The 16,505-nt window shown below is 60.3% G+C and carries 14 protein-coding genes; 4 read left to right on the top strand and 10 right to left on the bottom strand.

Translation table 11 applies throughout. The features are described 5' to 3' along the window. On the bottom strand, positions 1–236 hold a 236-nt coding region (locus FJ320_11165; GenBank protein MBM3926517.1), incomplete at its 3' end, for an AarF/ABC1/UbiB kinase family protein. Between the two features lie 479 nt (positions 237–715). Here FJ320_11165 and FJ320_11160 point away from each other — a divergent pair. Genes FJ320_11160 through FJ320_11150 form a run of 3 tightly spaced genes read left to right on the top strand, consistent with a single transcriptional unit; the run spans position 716 to position 3,389 of the window. Continuing rightward, positions 716–2,737: a VWA domain-containing protein gene (locus tag FJ320_11160; protein MBM3926516.1), complete on the top strand. Its 2,022-nt coding sequence runs from the start codon at positions 716–718 to the stop codon at positions 2,735–2,737. Positions 2,738–2,791: 54 nt separating this feature from the next. Beyond that, a complete protein-coding gene (locus FJ320_11155) occupies positions 2,792–3,022 on the top strand; it encodes a DUF433 domain-containing protein (GenBank protein MBM3926515.1) in 231 nt (76 codons plus the stop codon). A gap of 7 nt (positions 3,023–3,029) precedes the next feature. Then, on the top strand, positions 3,030–3,389 hold the full coding sequence (locus FJ320_11150) for a hypothetical protein (protein MBM3926514.1): 360 nt from the start codon (positions 3,030–3,032) through the stop codon (positions 3,387–3,389). 25 nt (positions 3,390–3,414) lie between these two features. Here the strand turns inward: FJ320_11150 and FJ320_11145 are convergent, their stop codons facing one another. The 4 genes from FJ320_11145 to FJ320_11130 all read right to left on the bottom strand — a co-directional run bounded on the left by FJ320_11145 (position 3,415) and on the right by FJ320_11130 (position 9,245). Beyond that, positions 3,415–5,595 (bottom strand): hypothetical protein, encoded by a 2,181-nt coding sequence (locus FJ320_11145; protein MBM3926513.1) that lies wholly within the window; start codon positions 5,593–5,595, stop codon positions 3,415–3,417. A gap of 31 nt (positions 5,596–5,626) precedes the next feature. Further along, positions 5,627–6,058: a M67 family metallopeptidase gene (locus FJ320_11140; protein ID MBM3926512.1), complete on the bottom strand. Its 432-nt coding sequence runs from the start codon at positions 6,056–6,058 to the stop codon at positions 5,627–5,629. A gap of 255 nt (positions 6,059–6,313) precedes the next feature. Continuing rightward, on the bottom strand, positions 6,314–7,969 hold the full coding sequence (locus tag FJ320_11135; GenBank protein ID MBM3926511.1) for a hypothetical protein: 1,656 nt from the start codon (positions 7,967–7,969) through the stop codon (positions 6,314–6,316). A gap of 232 nt (positions 7,970–8,201) precedes the next feature. Next, positions 8,202–9,245: a flippase-like domain-containing protein gene (locus FJ320_11130; GenBank protein ID MBM3926510.1), complete on the bottom strand. Its 1,044-nt coding sequence runs from the start codon at positions 9,243–9,245 to the stop codon at positions 8,202–8,204. Positions 9,246–9,296: 51 nt separating this feature from the next. Here FJ320_11130 and FJ320_11125 point away from each other — a divergent pair, with 51 nt between their 5' ends. Then, complete coding sequence (locus FJ320_11125; GenBank protein ID MBM3926509.1) at positions 9,297–10,085, top strand: TatD family deoxyribonuclease; 789 nt, start codon at positions 9,297–9,299, stop codon at positions 10,083–10,085. Here FJ320_11125 and FJ320_11120 read toward each other — a convergent pair. The 5 genes from FJ320_11120 to FJ320_11100 all read right to left on the bottom strand — a co-directional run bounded on the left by FJ320_11120 (position 10,082) and on the right by FJ320_11100 (position 16,383). Then, positions 10,082–10,483, bottom strand: coding sequence for a type II toxin-antitoxin system VapC family toxin (locus FJ320_11120; protein ID MBM3926508.1), 402 nt, complete (start codon positions 10,481–10,483; stop codon positions 10,082–10,084). The two genes, FJ320_11125 and FJ320_11120, sit on opposite strands and share 4 nt — an antisense overlap. Next, on the bottom strand, positions 10,480–10,758 hold the full coding sequence (locus FJ320_11115; GenBank protein ID MBM3926507.1) for an AbrB/MazE/SpoVT family DNA-binding domain-containing protein: 279 nt from the start codon (positions 10,756–10,758) through the stop codon (positions 10,480–10,482). Before FJ320_11115 ends, FJ320_11120 begins: the two co-directional genes overlap by 4 nt. Before the next feature lie 217 nt (positions 10,759–10,975). Continuing rightward, the gene (ilvD, locus tag FJ320_11110) at positions 10,976–12,664 is read right to left on the bottom strand and encodes a dihydroxy-acid dehydratase (protein MBM3926506.1); all 1,689 of its coding nucleotides are present in this window, start codon (positions 12,662–12,664) and stop codon (positions 10,976–10,978) included. Positions 12,665–13,065: 401 nt separating this feature from the next. Then, positions 13,066–13,545: a hypothetical protein gene (locus FJ320_11105; GenBank protein MBM3926505.1), complete on the bottom strand. Its 480-nt coding sequence runs from the start codon at positions 13,543–13,545 to the stop codon at positions 13,066–13,068. Between the two features lie 138 nt (positions 13,546–13,683). Continuing rightward, positions 13,684–16,383: a hypothetical protein gene (locus tag FJ320_11100; GenBank protein MBM3926504.1), complete on the bottom strand. Its 2,700-nt coding sequence runs from the start codon at positions 16,381–16,383 to the stop codon at positions 13,684–13,686. Positions 16,384–16,505 lie beyond the last annotated feature (122 nt).

The raw sequence follows: 16,505 nt of genomic DNA, 5'->3' as shown, positions 1-16,505 counted from the left end.
AGGATTTGGCCCAGCTTAATGAAGGTGGTGCCTAGCTCTTCGAAGGCCATGCGGAGGTGCTCGGGCCGGGTTTTGGCGTTGGCGCTTCGACGGCCAAAGAAAGGCAGCCTAGAGGGGGCCCAGCTTTGCAGCCCAATCTGTCCCACCATAGGTCCCAGTCCGTGACGAACCAGGGCGCCAGCGATCTGGCGGTACCGCCGGAAATGACCGTTATTTCGTTGAGTCTTGATGGCCATGTTGCGACAAGCTAAGGTCCGTTAGTTTAAGGCTCAAATACGGCGTGATTTATGTCAATTGGGATGCTCTGTGGGGCTATGCCGGCTGCCCGTGGTTGTGAGAACATTCTTGTCTCCACTCAAGCTCACTGACGTTAACTGTTCAAGGGCACTGGAGATGAAACTCTAGTGACATGCGGCATTGATAAAGCATTGTGCCTCCAGGGTTTACCCCTCATCCTGCGCCTTCTCCCACAAGGGGAGAAGGAAGTTCCTCGTAAGCCATCAGTCCTTTCATACAAGTCAAACCTCGATTTAGCACGTGACGTTACAGTGGGAGGGAATGAGATGGGAAGACGCAGGGAAGCAGTCTCACCTCTTCGGCTTGTATAGAGCACCTTCGAGTAATTGTCATCGTGATACGCCTTGCCCCAATACATATAGCCTAGTACCATGAAGCCAGGTTGGTATTCTCCAAATAGCCTCAATGGGAGGCATATATGATTAACCGCGGGTATAGGTACTGCAGGTGGGACGGGACGCAGAACGTTTTCGATATCGACGCCGACGAACTGATGGAGCGCATGTCGGACGAGCTGATGCAGCACGGGGACGTGATGAAGGCGCTGCGGGAGATGTTTCGTCGGGGGATGCAGAACCCCCAGGGGCAGCGGATGAAGGGCTTGCAGGAAATGATGGAGCAGTTAAAGAACCAGCGCCAGCAGCAGTTGCAGCGTTTCAATATGGACTCGGTGGTGGAGGACTTGAAGAAGCGGCTGGAGGATGTGGTCAACACGGAGCGGCAGGGCATTGAGAAGCGGGTGGAGGAGGGGCAGAAGCAGGTGGAGGATGCCGAGGGGACGGACAGAGCGCAGAAGGAAGCGCTGAACAAGATGCTGCAGCAGCGGGCGCAGCGGAACAAGGAGAAGCTGGACGGCCTGCCGGAGAGCATGGGCGGGGCCATCAAGGAATTGATGGAGTACGACTTCATGGACCCGGAGGCGCAGCGCAAGTTCCAGGAGCTGCTGGACATGCTGAAAGAGCGCATGGCCAATAACATGATGCAGGACATCAAGGAACGGCTCCAGGGGATGACGCCGGAGCAGAATGAGGCGCTTAAGGAGTTCTTCCAGGACCTGAACCGGATGATGCGCGAGAAGATGATGGGGCTGAAGCCGGACTTTCAGGGGTTTATGGACAAGTGGGGCCAGATGTTCGGGGACAATCCGCCGAAGAGCTTTGAAGAGTTGATGGAGCGGATGGCGCAGCAGATGGCCCAGATGCAGTCGCTGATGAACAGTCTGTCGCCGGAAGCGCGGCAGGAGATGGAGGAGGCGATTAATTCTGCGCTGGACCCGGGGCTGCAGCGGCAGATAGCGGAGCTGGGGGCGCTGATGTCGCAGTTGATGCCTATGGACCCCAAGGAGTACCCCTTTATGGGGGACGACAGCCTGACTATGGACCAGGCTATGGACCTGATGGGGCAGATGCAGCAGATGGACCAGTTGGAAGGCAACTTGAAGGATGTGATGCGGACGGGGAAGCTGGACGACATCGACCCGGAGAAGCTGTCGGAGATTTTGGGGGAGGAGGCGCGGCGGGCGTGGGAGCAGTTGAAGGAGCTACAGCGGATGCTGGAGGAGGCGGGGTATGTGACGGGCGGGGATGAGCCGGCGCTGACGCCGAGGGGGATCCGGAAGATAGGGCAGAGGGCGCTGCAGGAGCTGTTCGCGCAGTTGAAGAAGGATAGGGTAGGCAACCACGAGATGTTCCTCCGAGGGGCCACGGGGGAGATACAGGAGGACACGAAGCCTTTCGAGTTTGGCGACCCGTTCCAGGTGCATCTGAAGCGGAGCATAAGCAACGCGGTGCTGCGGCAGGGGCCGAAGGTGCCGGTGAAGTTAGAGCCGCAGGACTTCGAGATATATCGCAACGAACATACGACTCGCGCGGCGACGGCGGTGCTGCTGGACCAGAGCCGGAGCATGGGGATGTACGGGGCATTCAGGTCGGCGAAGAAGGTGGCGATGGCGCTGTTCTCGCTAATCCACAGCCAGTACCCCCGCGACAGCCTGTACATCATCGGATTCTCGGACTACGCCTACGAGATCAAAGAAGAGGACATACCCAAACTGGTGTGGAACACGTGGTCGCCGGGGACGAACTTGCAACACGCGCTGATGCTGTCGAGGAAGCTGCTGTCGAAGGAGAAGGGGGGAACTCGGCAGATAATCCTGATAACGGACGGCGAGCCGACGGCGCACCTGGCGGGGGAGCAGGCGTATTTCAGCTACCCGCCGAGCTACCAGTGCATTATGGAGACGCTGAAGGAGGTGCGGCGATGCACGCAGTCGGGGATTGTGATTAACACGTTCATGCTGGAGAACAGCTACCAGTTGGTGAACTTTGTGGACCAGTTGACGCGGATTAATAAGGGCCGGGCGTTTTACAGCACGCCGGACAGGCTGGGGGAGTATGTGATGGTGGACTATTTGAATAACAGGAGGAAGAAGGTGGTGTAGGGGGAGCGCGTTCTGGCTGTCTGGTACAATGGCATCTACAAAGGATAGGCATTAATGGACTGGAAAGAACGCATAGTGGTAGACCCCAAGATTCTAGCAGGCAAGCCTGTCGTTAAGGGAACGCGCCTGGCTGTCGAGTTCGTTGTGGACTTGCTGGCGCAGGGGTGGACTGAAGGCGAGATTTTGCAAAACTACCCAGGATTGACTAGAGAAGATATCAGGGCATGCCTGGGTTATGCCAGCGCGGTACTTCATGCCGAGAAGGTGTACCCGCTGAAGGTATAGGGCGGCATTGCGCATTCTGGCTGATGAGAACGTTCCTGGAGATGCCGTGGCCGCAATGCGTCAAAACGGCTATGACGTGGTATGGGTCAGGACAGCTATTCCAGGTAGTAGTGATGAAGAAATCCTTGCGAGAGCTCAGACTGAAGATAGAATCCTACTGACCTTTGATAAGGACTTTGGCGAGCTTGCCTTCCTGCGAGGGGCTAAAGCATCACACGGCATTATCCTCTTGAGAATTGAAACAAAAAGTCCGGCTCGCGCCGCCTCTATTATTATTGCGGCACTGAAATCCAGAATAGATTGGGCGGGAAATTTCTCGGTCGTAGAGGAAGGCCGCATTCGGATGACCAGTATCACTAAGAAGTGAGACCTGGCTTAGGAATTGTATAGCCCTAAAGAACGATAATTAAGGCCTCTAGTGAGTCTCGCGGGCTGCCGGCGGGGAGGGTGGAGAGGGCGGAGGCGAGGGTGTGGCGGCAGGCCTGGAGGAAGTCAGGGGGCGATTCGTTGGAGGCGACGCGGGAGTGATATAGGGAGAAGGTCTCGCTGAGGCGGGCTTGAAGCCACGGCTGGCCGAGGGTCTCTAAGAGAGCGGCGAGGAAGCGTCCGTTTGATTCCAGGGATATGTTCAAAGCGGGGAGCTGGGCTTTGCGCTGGGCGTCGTAGGCGAAGTAGGCCAGCGATTCTAAGACAATTTCCCTATTGCCCAGGTTGTCGAGGCGCTGGAGGATGCGAGCGGCGAGATGAGGGTCGGCGGCGATGAGGCGGTAGACAAAGCGCTGGGGTGGGAGGACGATGGGATCCGAGGCTTTGACGATTCGGACGGCGTAGTCCAGGTCGGCGCTCAGGATGCGGGCCGCCTCGGTCGGATAGCGGAGGATGAACCGCTCCCAGGGGAAGGGCGTCGAGGCCAATAGCTGCAACGCTGCGTTGGGGTCTTTGGCGGCGCGGGCGGAGACGATTCGGTATAGCTCGTCGTGGAAAGGCTCATCGATGCGGTAGTTACCGGAGTGGTACCGGATGAGAAGGGCAATGCCACGGGAGGCGATGGAGTTGGAGACGTCCGGGGTTATTTCCAGGGCAGAGAGGGTACGCTGAGGCGTGAGGGAGAAGCGGAGGGGCACCGGCACATACTCGATGAGACGCTGGAGAAGGGCGTTATCGAGGGAGGAGATGACATCGGAGGCGACACGGCGGTCAGCGGCGCGGAGGAGGTCGAAGAAGAGATTTAACTCTTGCCTGCGGCCCGCCAAGTCCAGGCTGGTCAGGTAGGCGGTCAGCTTTTTTGCGCCCTCCGCGGGGCTGACGCGGCCGCTTTCTATGACGCCGTTGACCACGGGCGTGAGGGCTTGAAGGCGCTGAAGGAACTCCTCCATCCCGCCCAGCATGGTGTTGGAAGAGATGTCCACGCCGGACTGATACAGGGCAAGCAGAGTGGCGTTGTCCAGGGCGGGAAGGAGAGGTGGGAGGTAAGGGTCGTAGACCAGGCGGGCATGGACAGCGCGGGCTTTATCCTGGGCCGACTGGCCGCTCAGGCCGGTGAGGAAGTCCAGGGTAGCGGCCAGAGGCGCGGCATTGGGAAGAGGCGAGGCGGTGAGGAGGGCGGGGTGGCTTCTGTGGAGGTCCAGCTTGTCGTTCATATAGCCGCGCCAGAACTGGAAGTCTGGCTTGTCCTCGGCGGGAAGCAGGAGGAGGTCCCACTGGCCGGCGAAGTCCAGGAGACGCTGGCGGTCCTCGGTGCGCAGGGCGGTAGAGACGAGGGGGTCTACCCTGGCCGAGGCGGGGGCCGGCAGTGTCCGGTAGTTGGTGAGGTCGAAGTGCTCAAATCCAAGGTAGCGGTTAGCCAGATTCCGATCATTGGTGGAGAGGGACTGGTACCAGGCGAGGGCGTCCAGCCAAGAGTTGAAGGGGCCGGGGGCTAAGAACTGGCGCCAGTACTTGCGCAGGATGGGAGGCACCAGGTCCAAGTCCCCGGCGGTGGTATAGACCATATCCGCCTCGACGGTATGAAAGAGGGGCTCGGTGTTGCCCATGGAGAGGGAGGGGAGGACGCGAAATCGCTCGCGGAGAGGCTCGTACTGGTCGGGCGGCTGGGCCATGAAATCGAGGACATCGGCGTGGTACCGGGCCATGGCAGTGGGGAGGCCGCCGCCGGAGGGCTCCCAGGAGAGGTGGGAGGCGCCGTCGATGGGAAAGGCGCCCCAGTAGGAGTGGCCCAGCTCGTGCATGACCTGGACGGGCTTGGACTCGCCGACGATGGTGAAATTGAAGAAGCCGTAGCTGCCGAAGGCGCCCGGCTTACCGACGGTCTGGTTGACTTCCAGGGCATGGAGGGCCGCGAGACCGTCAGGGGAGATGTTATAGAGGATGCCCAGGGTGTCGATGCGGTCCTGGACCCAGGGGGACTGGGCAGGCCGGCCGCTGGCTATCTGGAGGAGGGACTTGGGAAGGGCGGTGCCGGCGGGGACGGCGTCTTCAGCGGTGGGCGAAGAAGGGGGGGAAGAGTCGCGGCACGCAAGGCTGAGAAGGACAAGGACTAAGAAGAGGGGAAAGGGCCGCCAAAATATGTTCAATCAACCACCGCCCAGCAAATATAACCGGGGCTTAGACCACCCGAAGGGTTTCTTCTGAAATCTTGCCGTCAACGATGCGGAAGGCGCGGATGACGGGCTTTGTTTTATCTTCCAGGGAGACGATGAGATAGTAAGCCTCCGGCCAGCCGGCCATTCGGACGTCGGTGTCGGAGGGGTAGGCGGGGCTGTGGGTGTGGGAGTGGTAGACGGCGCGGTGCTCCCAGCCGTTGTCCTCCATCTCCAGGTAGACCTTTAGAAGCTCCTTGGGCTCCCAGCTAAATCGATAGGGGCTCTGGTCGACGTTGGTCATGGGGAAGCGTTTGATGAAGCGCCCTTTGGGGCCGGCCAGGACGCCGCAGCATTCCTTGGGGTCTTCCTCGAAGGCGTGGGAGACGATTTCGTCGGCGAATTTTTTGGGGAGCTGGAGCAAGGCACATCCACCCGCACTTAAACAATGGGGTATAGGCTAAAGGTTTGGGTGGGATTTAGCAACGGTTGGGAAGGACGGGAAATGGCGGGTTTTTGGAGGGTTGGGGAGGCCGAAGAATAGGAGGTTAGTAGAGGTGAGTTGCAGGTACGCTGAGTAGTGGCAGACACGGCGATTAGATCCTTCACTACGTTCAGGATGACATTTAAAGCATCCAAGTCATTAACTTCAATTCTTGATTTGCAACGAGTTCCCAGGGATTGGCACAGAGATGGGCGAAGGATGGGCAGACTAGGAGTTAACCCAGGTTCTGGCCCAGAAGAAGTATTCAGAGTTGGCGGGGTTGGGGTGGAAGCCTTGGACTCGCGGCTGGTGGGACCAGTGGATGGGGCGGGAGGGAAGGCTGACAAGGTAGGCCCGTTCTAAAAGATGACGATGGATTTCTCGGACGGCGGCGGCACGCTGGGGGCTGTGGTATTCAAGGGTGGACTGGGCTTCGATAAGGCGGTCAAGCTCGGTGTCCTGGTGCTGGAGGATGTTCCACTGGCCACGGCTGTGGAGGACGGAGAAGAGGAAGCCGTTGGGGCTGGAAGAGGGCGGGACGGGGCCGATGAAAATCTGGTAGTCGCCGCGCTGCCAGACCTGCTCGGAATACTGGCCGGGATTCAGGATGCGCAAGGTGGGATTGAAGCCGGCGTCACGCAACTCTCCCTCAAAGTTGCGGGCAACGTCTATAGATTCGTCGCCGAAGTCGGCGACGGTGAGTTCAACGTTCATCGTGTCACCTGTTAGGGGCACAGGCGTTCCGAAATCTTTTGGGGACTGATAGTGTCCTACCGAGGGATACCAAGAGGGTTCAATGGCGGGTATGGCGGCGACGCCGAAAAAGCCGAGTTCCTTCCAGAAGGATTCCTGGTAGACACCGAGATGATCGAATAAAGCCCTGCGCCGGGATACGTCGTTGAAGGGGGGCTTTGAGGCGTTCATGGCGAGGACGGCGCCCTGACCGGCGCATTTAGAAAAAAAGGAAGGGAGATGGCTTAACTGCTGCTTATGGTCCTGGGAGGCCTGGGAGGGAAGCTCCAGAACGTCCACGACACCGCCGAGGAGGGCGGCCACGCGGGTCTCGGGGTCAGTGATGAGCCGGAAGGAGAGCCGGTCTAAGAAGGGGAGGTCTTTTTCGAAGTAGCTGGGGTTGGCCTTGAACTCGGAGCCTTCGCCGCGGGTGGTGCTCTGCCATATCCAGGGGCCGGTGCCGACGACAGGGCCTTCCTTGAGGCCGCCGCTGGCCTCGACTGCCTCTTTGGCGACGATTTTGGAATGGCCGTCGGCGAGGGCGAGGAGGAAGTCTACGTCGGCGCGCTTTAGAGTGAGCTTCAAGGTGCGGTCGTCGGTGGCCTGGGCGGAGTCCAGGGCCTGGAGGAGAGGGGCGCCGGGCCAGCCTTCGGTGCGCTGGCGATTGTAGCTGTAGGCGATGTCGCCGGCGGTCAGGCGGCGGCCCCGGACAGGGGCGAGGTTTTGCCATCGAACGCCTTCGCGCAGTTTGAAGACGTAGGTCTTGGAGTCCAGCATCTGCCAGCTCTGGCACACGTCGCATTCGAGGAGGAGGCTGGGCTGGCTGTCGGAGGGGGCGTCCTTGAGGCGGAGGAGGCGGCTGTAGGAGATGCCGGGGCCTCGAGTGGCCAGGGTCTCGGAGATGGTCTGGTGGAAGTCGCGGTGGGGAATGTCGGTGGTGACGACGGCGGTGAGGACGCCGCCGGGGGTGGCGGGAGGCGGGGTGAATATGACGGGGGTTGGAGATGCGGTGACGGTGGGTCCTTCGACAGGCTCAGGACTCGCTTCGCTCGGCCCCCGCCCCGTGGGGCTTGGGGTAGTGCCAGCGTCGCCGGTGCAGGCGGCAAGGAGGAGGGAGAGGATGGTGAGGAGGGAGAGGAGGAGGGGTTTCATGAGGGGAGGATGGAAGGGACGGGCGAGGTGACCTCGCCCCTACACAGTGATGGCACCGTGGCATCCGACGGCGAGAGTTGGGTTGCAGGCAGAACAGATCCCTCGACTACGTCGGAGTACCGACTCCGCTCAGAATGACAATACGCCTTACTTATCATCAAACTCGATCCTCGACTAGCATGGGATGTCTCTATGACACTCTTGGGTATGTTACGGCCTGAGCAAGCTACCTTTAAGATGGGGACTCCTGGGGGCTGTTGGGTTGCCTTAAGTTATCTACGGCGTGGCGGGGTTTAAAGATGCTTAGGCCGACGGTGGGAAGATAAATTAGGGCGACGATGATGGGAGGGAGGAAGAGGATGGCGTGGATGACCAGGGCGAAGCTGAAGGCTGCCTCGGCGTCTATGTTAAAGAGCTTGAGGACGTAGACGACGCCGAATTCAAAGGTGCCGACGGCGGCGGGCAGGGCGGGCAGGGAGGTGGCGACGTAGAGGCTGCCGAGGATGGCGATGGTGGCCTGGAAGGGGGAGATGCCCAGGTCCATGCCGTGGGCGAGAATCCAGGCAGCAAAGCCCACGCCCAGCCAGTAGGCGAGGGTAAGGAGCAGGGAGGAGATTATGGCCCGCCTGGCTTTCGCCAGGTCTACGAACGAGGAGGCGACCTGAACAAGAATGCCGATTCGCATGAGAAGAGGGCGGCGGCTGGCCCAGATAAAGGCCCTGACCAGCACCAGGGAGAGGAGGGCGACGATGAAGGCGCCGACGACGTAGGGCAGTACATCGCCTCTTTGGGGGATGAGGGTGAGGCCGGCGAGGAGGATGGTGGTGGTGACGACCAAGTCCAGGATTCGTTCAATGCTGAGGGTGGCGATGGCGGCGGGGCCGCTGACGTTGTAACGCCATCGAAGGAGAGTGAACTGGGCCACCTCGCTAAAAAGGCGGACGGGGACCAGGTTGTTGAGGCCCAGGCCTACATGCTGCACCAGGAAGAGCCGGCGCACAGATATGCGGTCGGTCAGGAAGAGCTTTTGCCATCGGTAGGCGCGAAGGACACAGGCGGCCATGAAAACGGCCAGGGCGATAGCGGCGTAGCCGAGGGGGAAGTCCTGGAACTGGTCTTGGACGATGCCCCACTGGATATCGCGTATCGCAAGCCAGCCGAGGCCGAGGCTGAAGAGGATGGCGGCGGCTAGCTGGAGGGGCCACCAGAAGGCCCACTTTTTGAGGAATCGCAGGAGAATAATGGGAGCAGACGTCAGGATTAACTCCCTGAAAATGTGAACCTAGTATAATTTAGGCTGATACCAGGCGATAGAGGTTGATAAGAGTTGCTGACCGACTCGCATACGCACTTGGACCAGTTCCCGCCCATTGAGATTCCGGAGGTTATCGGACGGGCGATGGAGGCCGGGGTGGGGTTGATTATTTGCGCGGGGACGACGCTTGAGTCGTCGAGGGCGTGCGTGGAGATGACGAAGCGTTATCCAGTGATATACGCCGGCGTGGGACTGCATCCCATGGACCTGAAGAGGCCACTGGACGACACGACGTACCGCGAGATGGCGGAGATGGCGTCGTCGAACTCGAAGGTAGTGTGCGTGAGCGAGATTGGGCTGGACTTTCTGCCCACGTCGCCGCCGAGGGATGTGCAGTACCAGGCGCTTCGACGGCAGATAGGGCTGGCCCGCGAACTAAAGAAGCCGATTATTTTTCATTCGAGGGAGTCGCACCCGGAGATGATACAGGTGCTGAGGGAGGAGAGGGCGGAGGAGATTGGCGGGGTGATGCACTATTTCCAGGGGGATGCGGAAACGGCGCGGCAGGTGCTGGACCTGGGGTTCTACATATCGCTGGCAAAGCCGCTGCTAAGGCTGCCGGAGTTGCAAGAGGTGGCGAAGGGTCTGCCGATGGAACGGATTGTGATGGAGACGGACTGCTATCCGCAGCCGTTCAAGAGGCATCGCCATAGCTGGACGGAGCCGCACCACGTGCGGATGGTGGCGGAGAAGCTGGGGGAGATTAAGGGGATGGGAACGGAGGAGGTGGCGGAGGTGACGAGCCGGAATTTGTTGGGGCTGTTGGGGATGGGGGAGGAGGAGATGACGGGACAGGGTTAGGGAGGCGTCCTCACTTCTAGACCTTCTCTGGGGAACGCCTGGTCAAAGGAATAGACGGTATTCTGCGGAGATGAGCGGGCGGCGGCCCAGATAAGGGCATCTGCAAAGGAGACCCTCCCCGATGGGCGGCACATCATTAGGCCTTGCAGAGCTTCGGACTTATCCATGTCAAAGGTCTCAATATTAGCCCTCTGCAGGAAAGCAACCAGGTAATCGACAATCTTAGCCCTCTCCACACCATAAAACTGGTTTAAAGCATAAGCAGCTTCAGCAAGCACAACGCTGGTAATTAAGAGCTCCTCGTCGCTTTCTATCAGAGCGGCAGCTTGTCGGGCCTGCGGCTCAAGGTCACCGGTAAGGTAGCGGAGGAGGGCACTGGTATCCAGAAAGCCGCTCACTTGCTTTTATTTAGCCTCTCCATCTTTTCCCTGGCAGCCTCCGCCCAGGCCATCTCCCTGGCTTCACGCCACTCTTCTTCAGAACGGATTCTGCGCTTGATGTAGGGGGCGAGGCTGCCGGCAAGGGAACGATTATGCTCCGGTGGGAAAAATTGGATCTCCACTCGGCCATCAACTATCCGCTGGATGGCGAGGGACCCGGGCTTGATGCCGAGCTTGTCACGGATGGGTTTTTCTATGACGATTTGGCCTTTAGTTCCTACTTTTCTGGACATGGTATGACTTTCCTGTGTTGGTATGACTTATTGTAGCATGTAGCGTCCAGGAGCGAGGGTAGGGGCGAGGGCCAATAAATCGAGCCTCCACATTGTATAGGGAATAGCGGTGGTGGAGCGACCTCGCCCCTACGTCAGTAGTGAGGCCACCTAGCAAAAGATGGAGGCAACGTTTCAGTGGAAACAGATTCTTCGCGTTGCTCAGAATGACATGGCGCTACCAGGTGACGGCACCGTGGGAGGCGGAGGAGACCAGGCGGGCGTATTTGGCCAAGGCGCCGGCGGTGTAGGCGGAGGGTTTGGGTTTCCAGGCCTTGCGTCGCTTCTCGAGTTCGGCGTCGGGGACTTGGATGTCCAGGCGGCGGTTGGGGACGTCGAAGAGGATGGTGTCGCCTTCATGGAGGAGGGCGATGGGCCCGCCAACCGCGGCCTCGGGGGCGACATGGCCGGCCATGAGGCCGTGGGTGGCGCCGGAGAAGCGGCCGTCGGTGACGAGGGCGACGCTTTCGCCGAGGCCCTGGCCGATGAGGGCGGCGGTGACGCCTAGCATCTCGCGCATACCGGGGCCGCCCTTGGGGCCTTCATATCGTATGACAACGATATCGCCTTCCTTGATTTTGCGGGCCTGGATAGCCTTGAAGGCGTCCTCCTCGGTGTCGAAGACCCGGGCGGGGCCTTTCTGGTAGAGGTGCTTCTTGCCGGCGATTTTGACGACACAGCCTTCGGGGGCGAGGTTTCCTTTTAAGATAGCGAGGCCGCCCTCGTTGCCGAAGGGTTTGTCGATGGAGGAGACGATGGGGTTCTGGACAGCGCCGTCCACATCCTTGAGGTTTTCGGAGACGGTCTTGCCAGTGACGGTGAGGCAGTCGCCGTGGAGGAGTCCGGCGTCGAGGAGCCGCTTCATAACGATGGGGACGCCGCCGATGCGGTCCAGGTCGGCCTGGACAAATCGACCGCCGGGGCGCATGTCGGTGATGTAGGGGGTGCGGCGGCTGATACGGTCGAAGTCGTCGATGGAGAGGTCAACGCCGGCCTCGCGGGCGATGGCTAGGAAGTGGAGGACGGCGTTGGTGGAGCCGCCCATGGCGCAGACGATGGTGATGGCGTTTTCGATGGACTTCTTGGTGATGATGTCGCGGGGCTTAATGCCGCGCTCAAGGAGGGTCATAACGGCCTCACCGGCGCGGCGGGCGGCCTGGAGCTTACGGCCATCGACGGCGGGGATAGAGGCGTCGCCGGGGAGGGCCATGCCCAGGGCCTCGATAGCGGAGGACATGGTGTTGGCGGTGAAGAGGCCGGCGCAGGAGCCGGCGCCCGGGCAGGCGGTGCATTCGATATCGCGGAGCTGATTGGCGTCGATTTTACCTTTGGCGTAGGCGCCGACGGCCTCGAAAACGTCCTGGATATTGATGTCTTTACCGTTGTAGCTGCCAGGCATTATCGTGCCGCCGTAGACGAAGACGGCGGGGAGGTTGAGGCGGGCGAGGGCCATGATGGTGCCGGGCATATTCTTGTCGCAGCCGGCGACGGGGACCACGGCGTCGAAACCTTCGGCGAAGGCGACGAGCTCGATGGAGTCGGCGATGACCTCTCGGCTGATAAGGGAGGCTTTCATGCCCTGGGTGCCCATGGAGACGGCGTCGCTGACGGTGATGGTGCCGAACATGAAGGGGGTGCCGGAGGCGTCGTGGATGCCTTCCTTGGCGGCCTGGGCGACGAGGCTGAGGTGGACGTTGCAAGGGGTGACGTCGCTAGCGAGGTTGGCGACGCCGACGAAGGGCTGGCCCAGATCGCGGTCGCCGAGGCCGGTGGCGCGGAGCATGGCGCGGGAGGGGGCGCGGTCCGGGCCGTCGATCATGGGGCTGGAGTGGGAGCGGGTGTTGGCGCGGGTGCGGGTGGCGGGCATGGGGCCTCCGAAGGAAGGGTTTGGGGGAATTATAGGGCGGATGGGTGAGGGAGTGGAAGGGCGGGAGGGGAAAGGGAGCCCCGCCAGGCACGCTAATGGCAGGTAGAATTGATACAGGTAGAATTGATAAAGGACTGTTGAGCTAGTGTTTCACCCTCATCCTGCGCCTTCCCCTCCCGATTAACATCGGGATTTCGATTGATATGACCAGGTTAAGGTGCTCAACATCAAGGGGGAAGGAAGTTTCTTGGAGGCTACTAATCCTTTCATGCTTGTCGAACCCCAATTAGCACCACGCATTCAAGGGGGGAAGAGACCAGAGGGCAACCAGTCGTGTCCTTAAACCTATTTTCATAGCAATGACACGAACCCTACCTTGGAAAATAAAGATGTAATGAAGGTTATGGGGCGGGGGTGGGGAGGGCGGACCAGATGACGCGGCCGGTGGCGTCGTGGATTTCCTGGATGGCGTCGCCGGCGGGGTTGAGGCGGAGGAGGGTGCGGACTACGCCAGCGGAGTCGTGGAGGGTGAGGATGGGGCTGCCGGCGGCGTCGACGCGCTGGGCGCTGCGGACCTGGCCGTTGGCGTCCAGTATGACGAAGCGCCCGTTGTCAACCAGGACCAGATTGGGGGCGCCGTTGTCGCTGAGGAAGAGGAGGGCGCGGTTCTGGCCGTTTTCGTCCAGCATGGTGAGGCTAGGACGGCCGCCGGCGATGGTGGTGAAGAGCGCCCGGGGGACGCCGTTGTTGTCCACCAGCTCCAACTGTTTAGTCTTGACGGAGTCTTCAGTGCCGCCCCGGTACACTTCAAGGGATAAGGCGACGACGGCGCCGAGGAGAATAAGGACGACCAGGGAGAGTCCGACAATATAACGGAGCATTCCAATCCTCCATAACAGTTAGGTGATAGGAAATAAAACCTGCATATCCTAACGAGGCGGGAACAAAGACTCAAAGGGAGCCGTGCCCTGAATAATCTCAGGTTATACGGCTCCCTTTGACGAAGAGCAAGTTAAAGGTTAGTTGAGGTTGTTGCTCGCATTTCTGCTAAACAACGCTGTCCCATGATGCGTCACAGACCCCAGGTCTGAATTGAAGGTGCGGGAGACGGAGATGCGGAAGGAACTGGCGCTGTTGGCGCTGTTAGGCAGGCTTACACGCACGTCGTAGAGGCCGGGGGCAACCTCAGTGACGGTGAGGCTGGAGGTGACGTTGGTCACCTGGGGAGCGCCGTTGCCGTTGGTGTTAATGGCAAGGAAGCTGGTGAACTGGACGCCGCTGACGGGAGCGCCAGCCTCGGAGCAGGCGATGAGCCATCGAGACTTTTCTTTGACCTCCACGATGTCCAGGTCAATCTTAACGCGGTCGATGACGCTGGTGACCAGGGACTGAAAGACTTCGCCGGTGCTGGTGTTCTGGGAGGCCATATTGTCCAGCTTGGCTTCCAGGGCGTTCAGAGCGTTGCCATGATTTTGGAGGGCGCCGCGAACGTCCACGTCAAAGCTGTCGAACTGGGCATCGTGGGCGTTGTCGGCGTTGCTCATGGCCTGCAAGGCGCCGCGAACGTCCACGTCGAAGGCGTCGAATTGGGAGTTCAGGGAGTCCAGCTTGCCCTCCAAGGCGGCGAGGGCGGCGTCTATGGAGTTGGCGCGGGAGACCAGGGTGCTCTGCTGGGCGCGGGTGGAGACAGGCGCGTCCAGGTTGGAGAGGTCGATAGCGTCCAGCTTGGCCTCGATGGCCTGGATGGCGGCGTTTACCCCGGTCAGGGAGAGAGAGTTAATTTTGGCCGCCAGGCTATCAACGCTGGCCTGGGAGGCGATGACGTCGGGCACGCTGCTGGTGGTCCGGGTGACGCGCATGGAGTAGACGAGACCGACATCGCCGGTGTTTGGGGTGTCGGTAGTGTACTCCCTTATCTTGTTCTGGAAGTTGCAGGCGCCGAAAAGCTCAAGCTTTGAGCCGGGGGGCACGCGAACAGAGGCGAGGGCGCTGCTGCGCTGCACACCACCGAGGACGGGGTGGCCCAAGTTTGAAAAGTGGCCGGTTTCCTGTATGCAGGCCAGTATTCCGGGGTCGACATCCAAAGGCCCTGTCGACAACTGCACTTGCACCGGCCCGGACCCTGGAATGCCTGCATCGAACCCGATGGTCCACGCGCAGCTAAAGAAGTTAGGGATAGTGCATAGCACCACAGGACCCGATATGACCTGCTTCTTTGGCTCGATAGTGTTGAGCTTTGTCTCAATCGCTGTGATGGCGTTGGTGATGGTGGTGGCGTGGCTGTCCAGGCTGACCTGGGAGGCGATGGTGTCCGGGAAGCTGCCCTGGGTACGGGTGACCTTGATGGAGCCGCCCAAGAAGGCGTTGGCGGGGATGTCCGGGGTGTCCACATTGAAGGTCTTGGAAGAGGCTGCGTAGAAGGCGCCCAGGTACAAGACGGCGGAGGTCCCTGGAGATACCCTAATAGACCGGACCTTTTGATGGAACACAGAGAGGTTGGGGTCGCAGAAGGTGCAGTTGGTGTCCTGCGAAATGACAGCGGACTGACCGGTGTAATTGGGACCCAAGAAGATGGTCACCGGCCCGGACAGGTTCTTTCTGGGGAGGGAGGATTCAATAGCCGTCAGGGAAACGTTCGCCGACCCTATACTAAGGACGTCCAGTTTGGCCTCGATGGCGTCCAGAGCATCCTGGGCGGCATTAAGGGAGACCTGGGAGGCCACCTTGTCCGGGAGCTGGGTTGGCGTCCTGACTACCTTTATGGAGTGGACACCGAAGCTCAGGTCCCCAGGGTTGGAAGCTAACCAGTTAGAGACATTGGAGTGGTAGACCTTGAAGGGTGAAGTGAAGTCGCAGTGCCTATAGAGGAAGAGGGCTGTCCCTGCGGGGACTTTAAGGGAGCGGATACCGAAGATCAGGGGGTGGGACGGGTCTATTGCCGAAAGGCAGGAGATGTCACCGCTTATGACATGCTCGGTCCCCGTGAAGCCGGCGCCGGTGAAGATGCTGGGGACCCCGGACAGGGGGCCATTCTTGGTGGGAATGGCGCCGTCCAGGGTGGCGTCAATGGCGTTGACCTTGGTCAAGAGCTCATCCAGAGACCCATCGGCGCTAAGGGCGGTGAGGGTGGTGTTAATCTGGTTAACGGAGGTTTGCAGGTTGTTCACGCTGGTATGCACATTGTTGACGCTGGTCTCCGAGGCCCTGGAGGAGACTTCCACGTCCAACTGCTCGAAGAGATTGCCTGTCTCGCAATCGTCCCACCTTTCGTAGGCGGACTCGGCGGCGTAGAGGGCGGAGGCGGCGATGGAATAGGGCGTTATAGTGATAGCCGACGCAATTCCGGTGGGGTCCACTGAGGCAACTTCGTGGGCCAACTTGGCCGCGAACTCTATGTCTCGGAGGTCCCAGAGATCCTCGTAGGGATGCGGCGTGGGACAAGTCTCCGCCGCCAGGGGGGATCCCTGGATGGAAGCGGGTGAAGAGGATAGGAGGCCGGCTGCGCCCTGGTTTGATGAGTTGAGGGCGAAGGCTTGGGCCTCCAGACCGAAGCGTATTTCCCGGGGGGCGTTCCAGAAGGAGCGGTCCTTGGGATAGATAGCCTCCACGCTAGCCAGGTCTTCATGGGAGGCCGAGTTGATGGACCTGATGGCCTGATTATAGTGAGCCTGGTAATTGGCAGGGAGGTAAGGCCCGAGGTCCCCCGATAAGGCGTTCATGTCCTGTACGAAGGTGAGAAGTTGAGAGCGGAACTGTTCAGGGCCCTGGCGGGGGGTGGGGGGGGGGGGGGGGGTAGGGGGCGGGGGGGGGGGGGGGGGGGGGGGGGGGGGTTACCCCCGCG

This window comes from SAR202 cluster bacterium (assembly GCA_016872285.1).
Lineage (GTDB): Bacteria > Chloroflexota > Dehalococcoidia > Lucifugimonadales.
The sequence above is the reverse complement of the archived record's forward strand: the minus strand, read 5'-3'. Positions and strand labels throughout refer to the sequence as shown.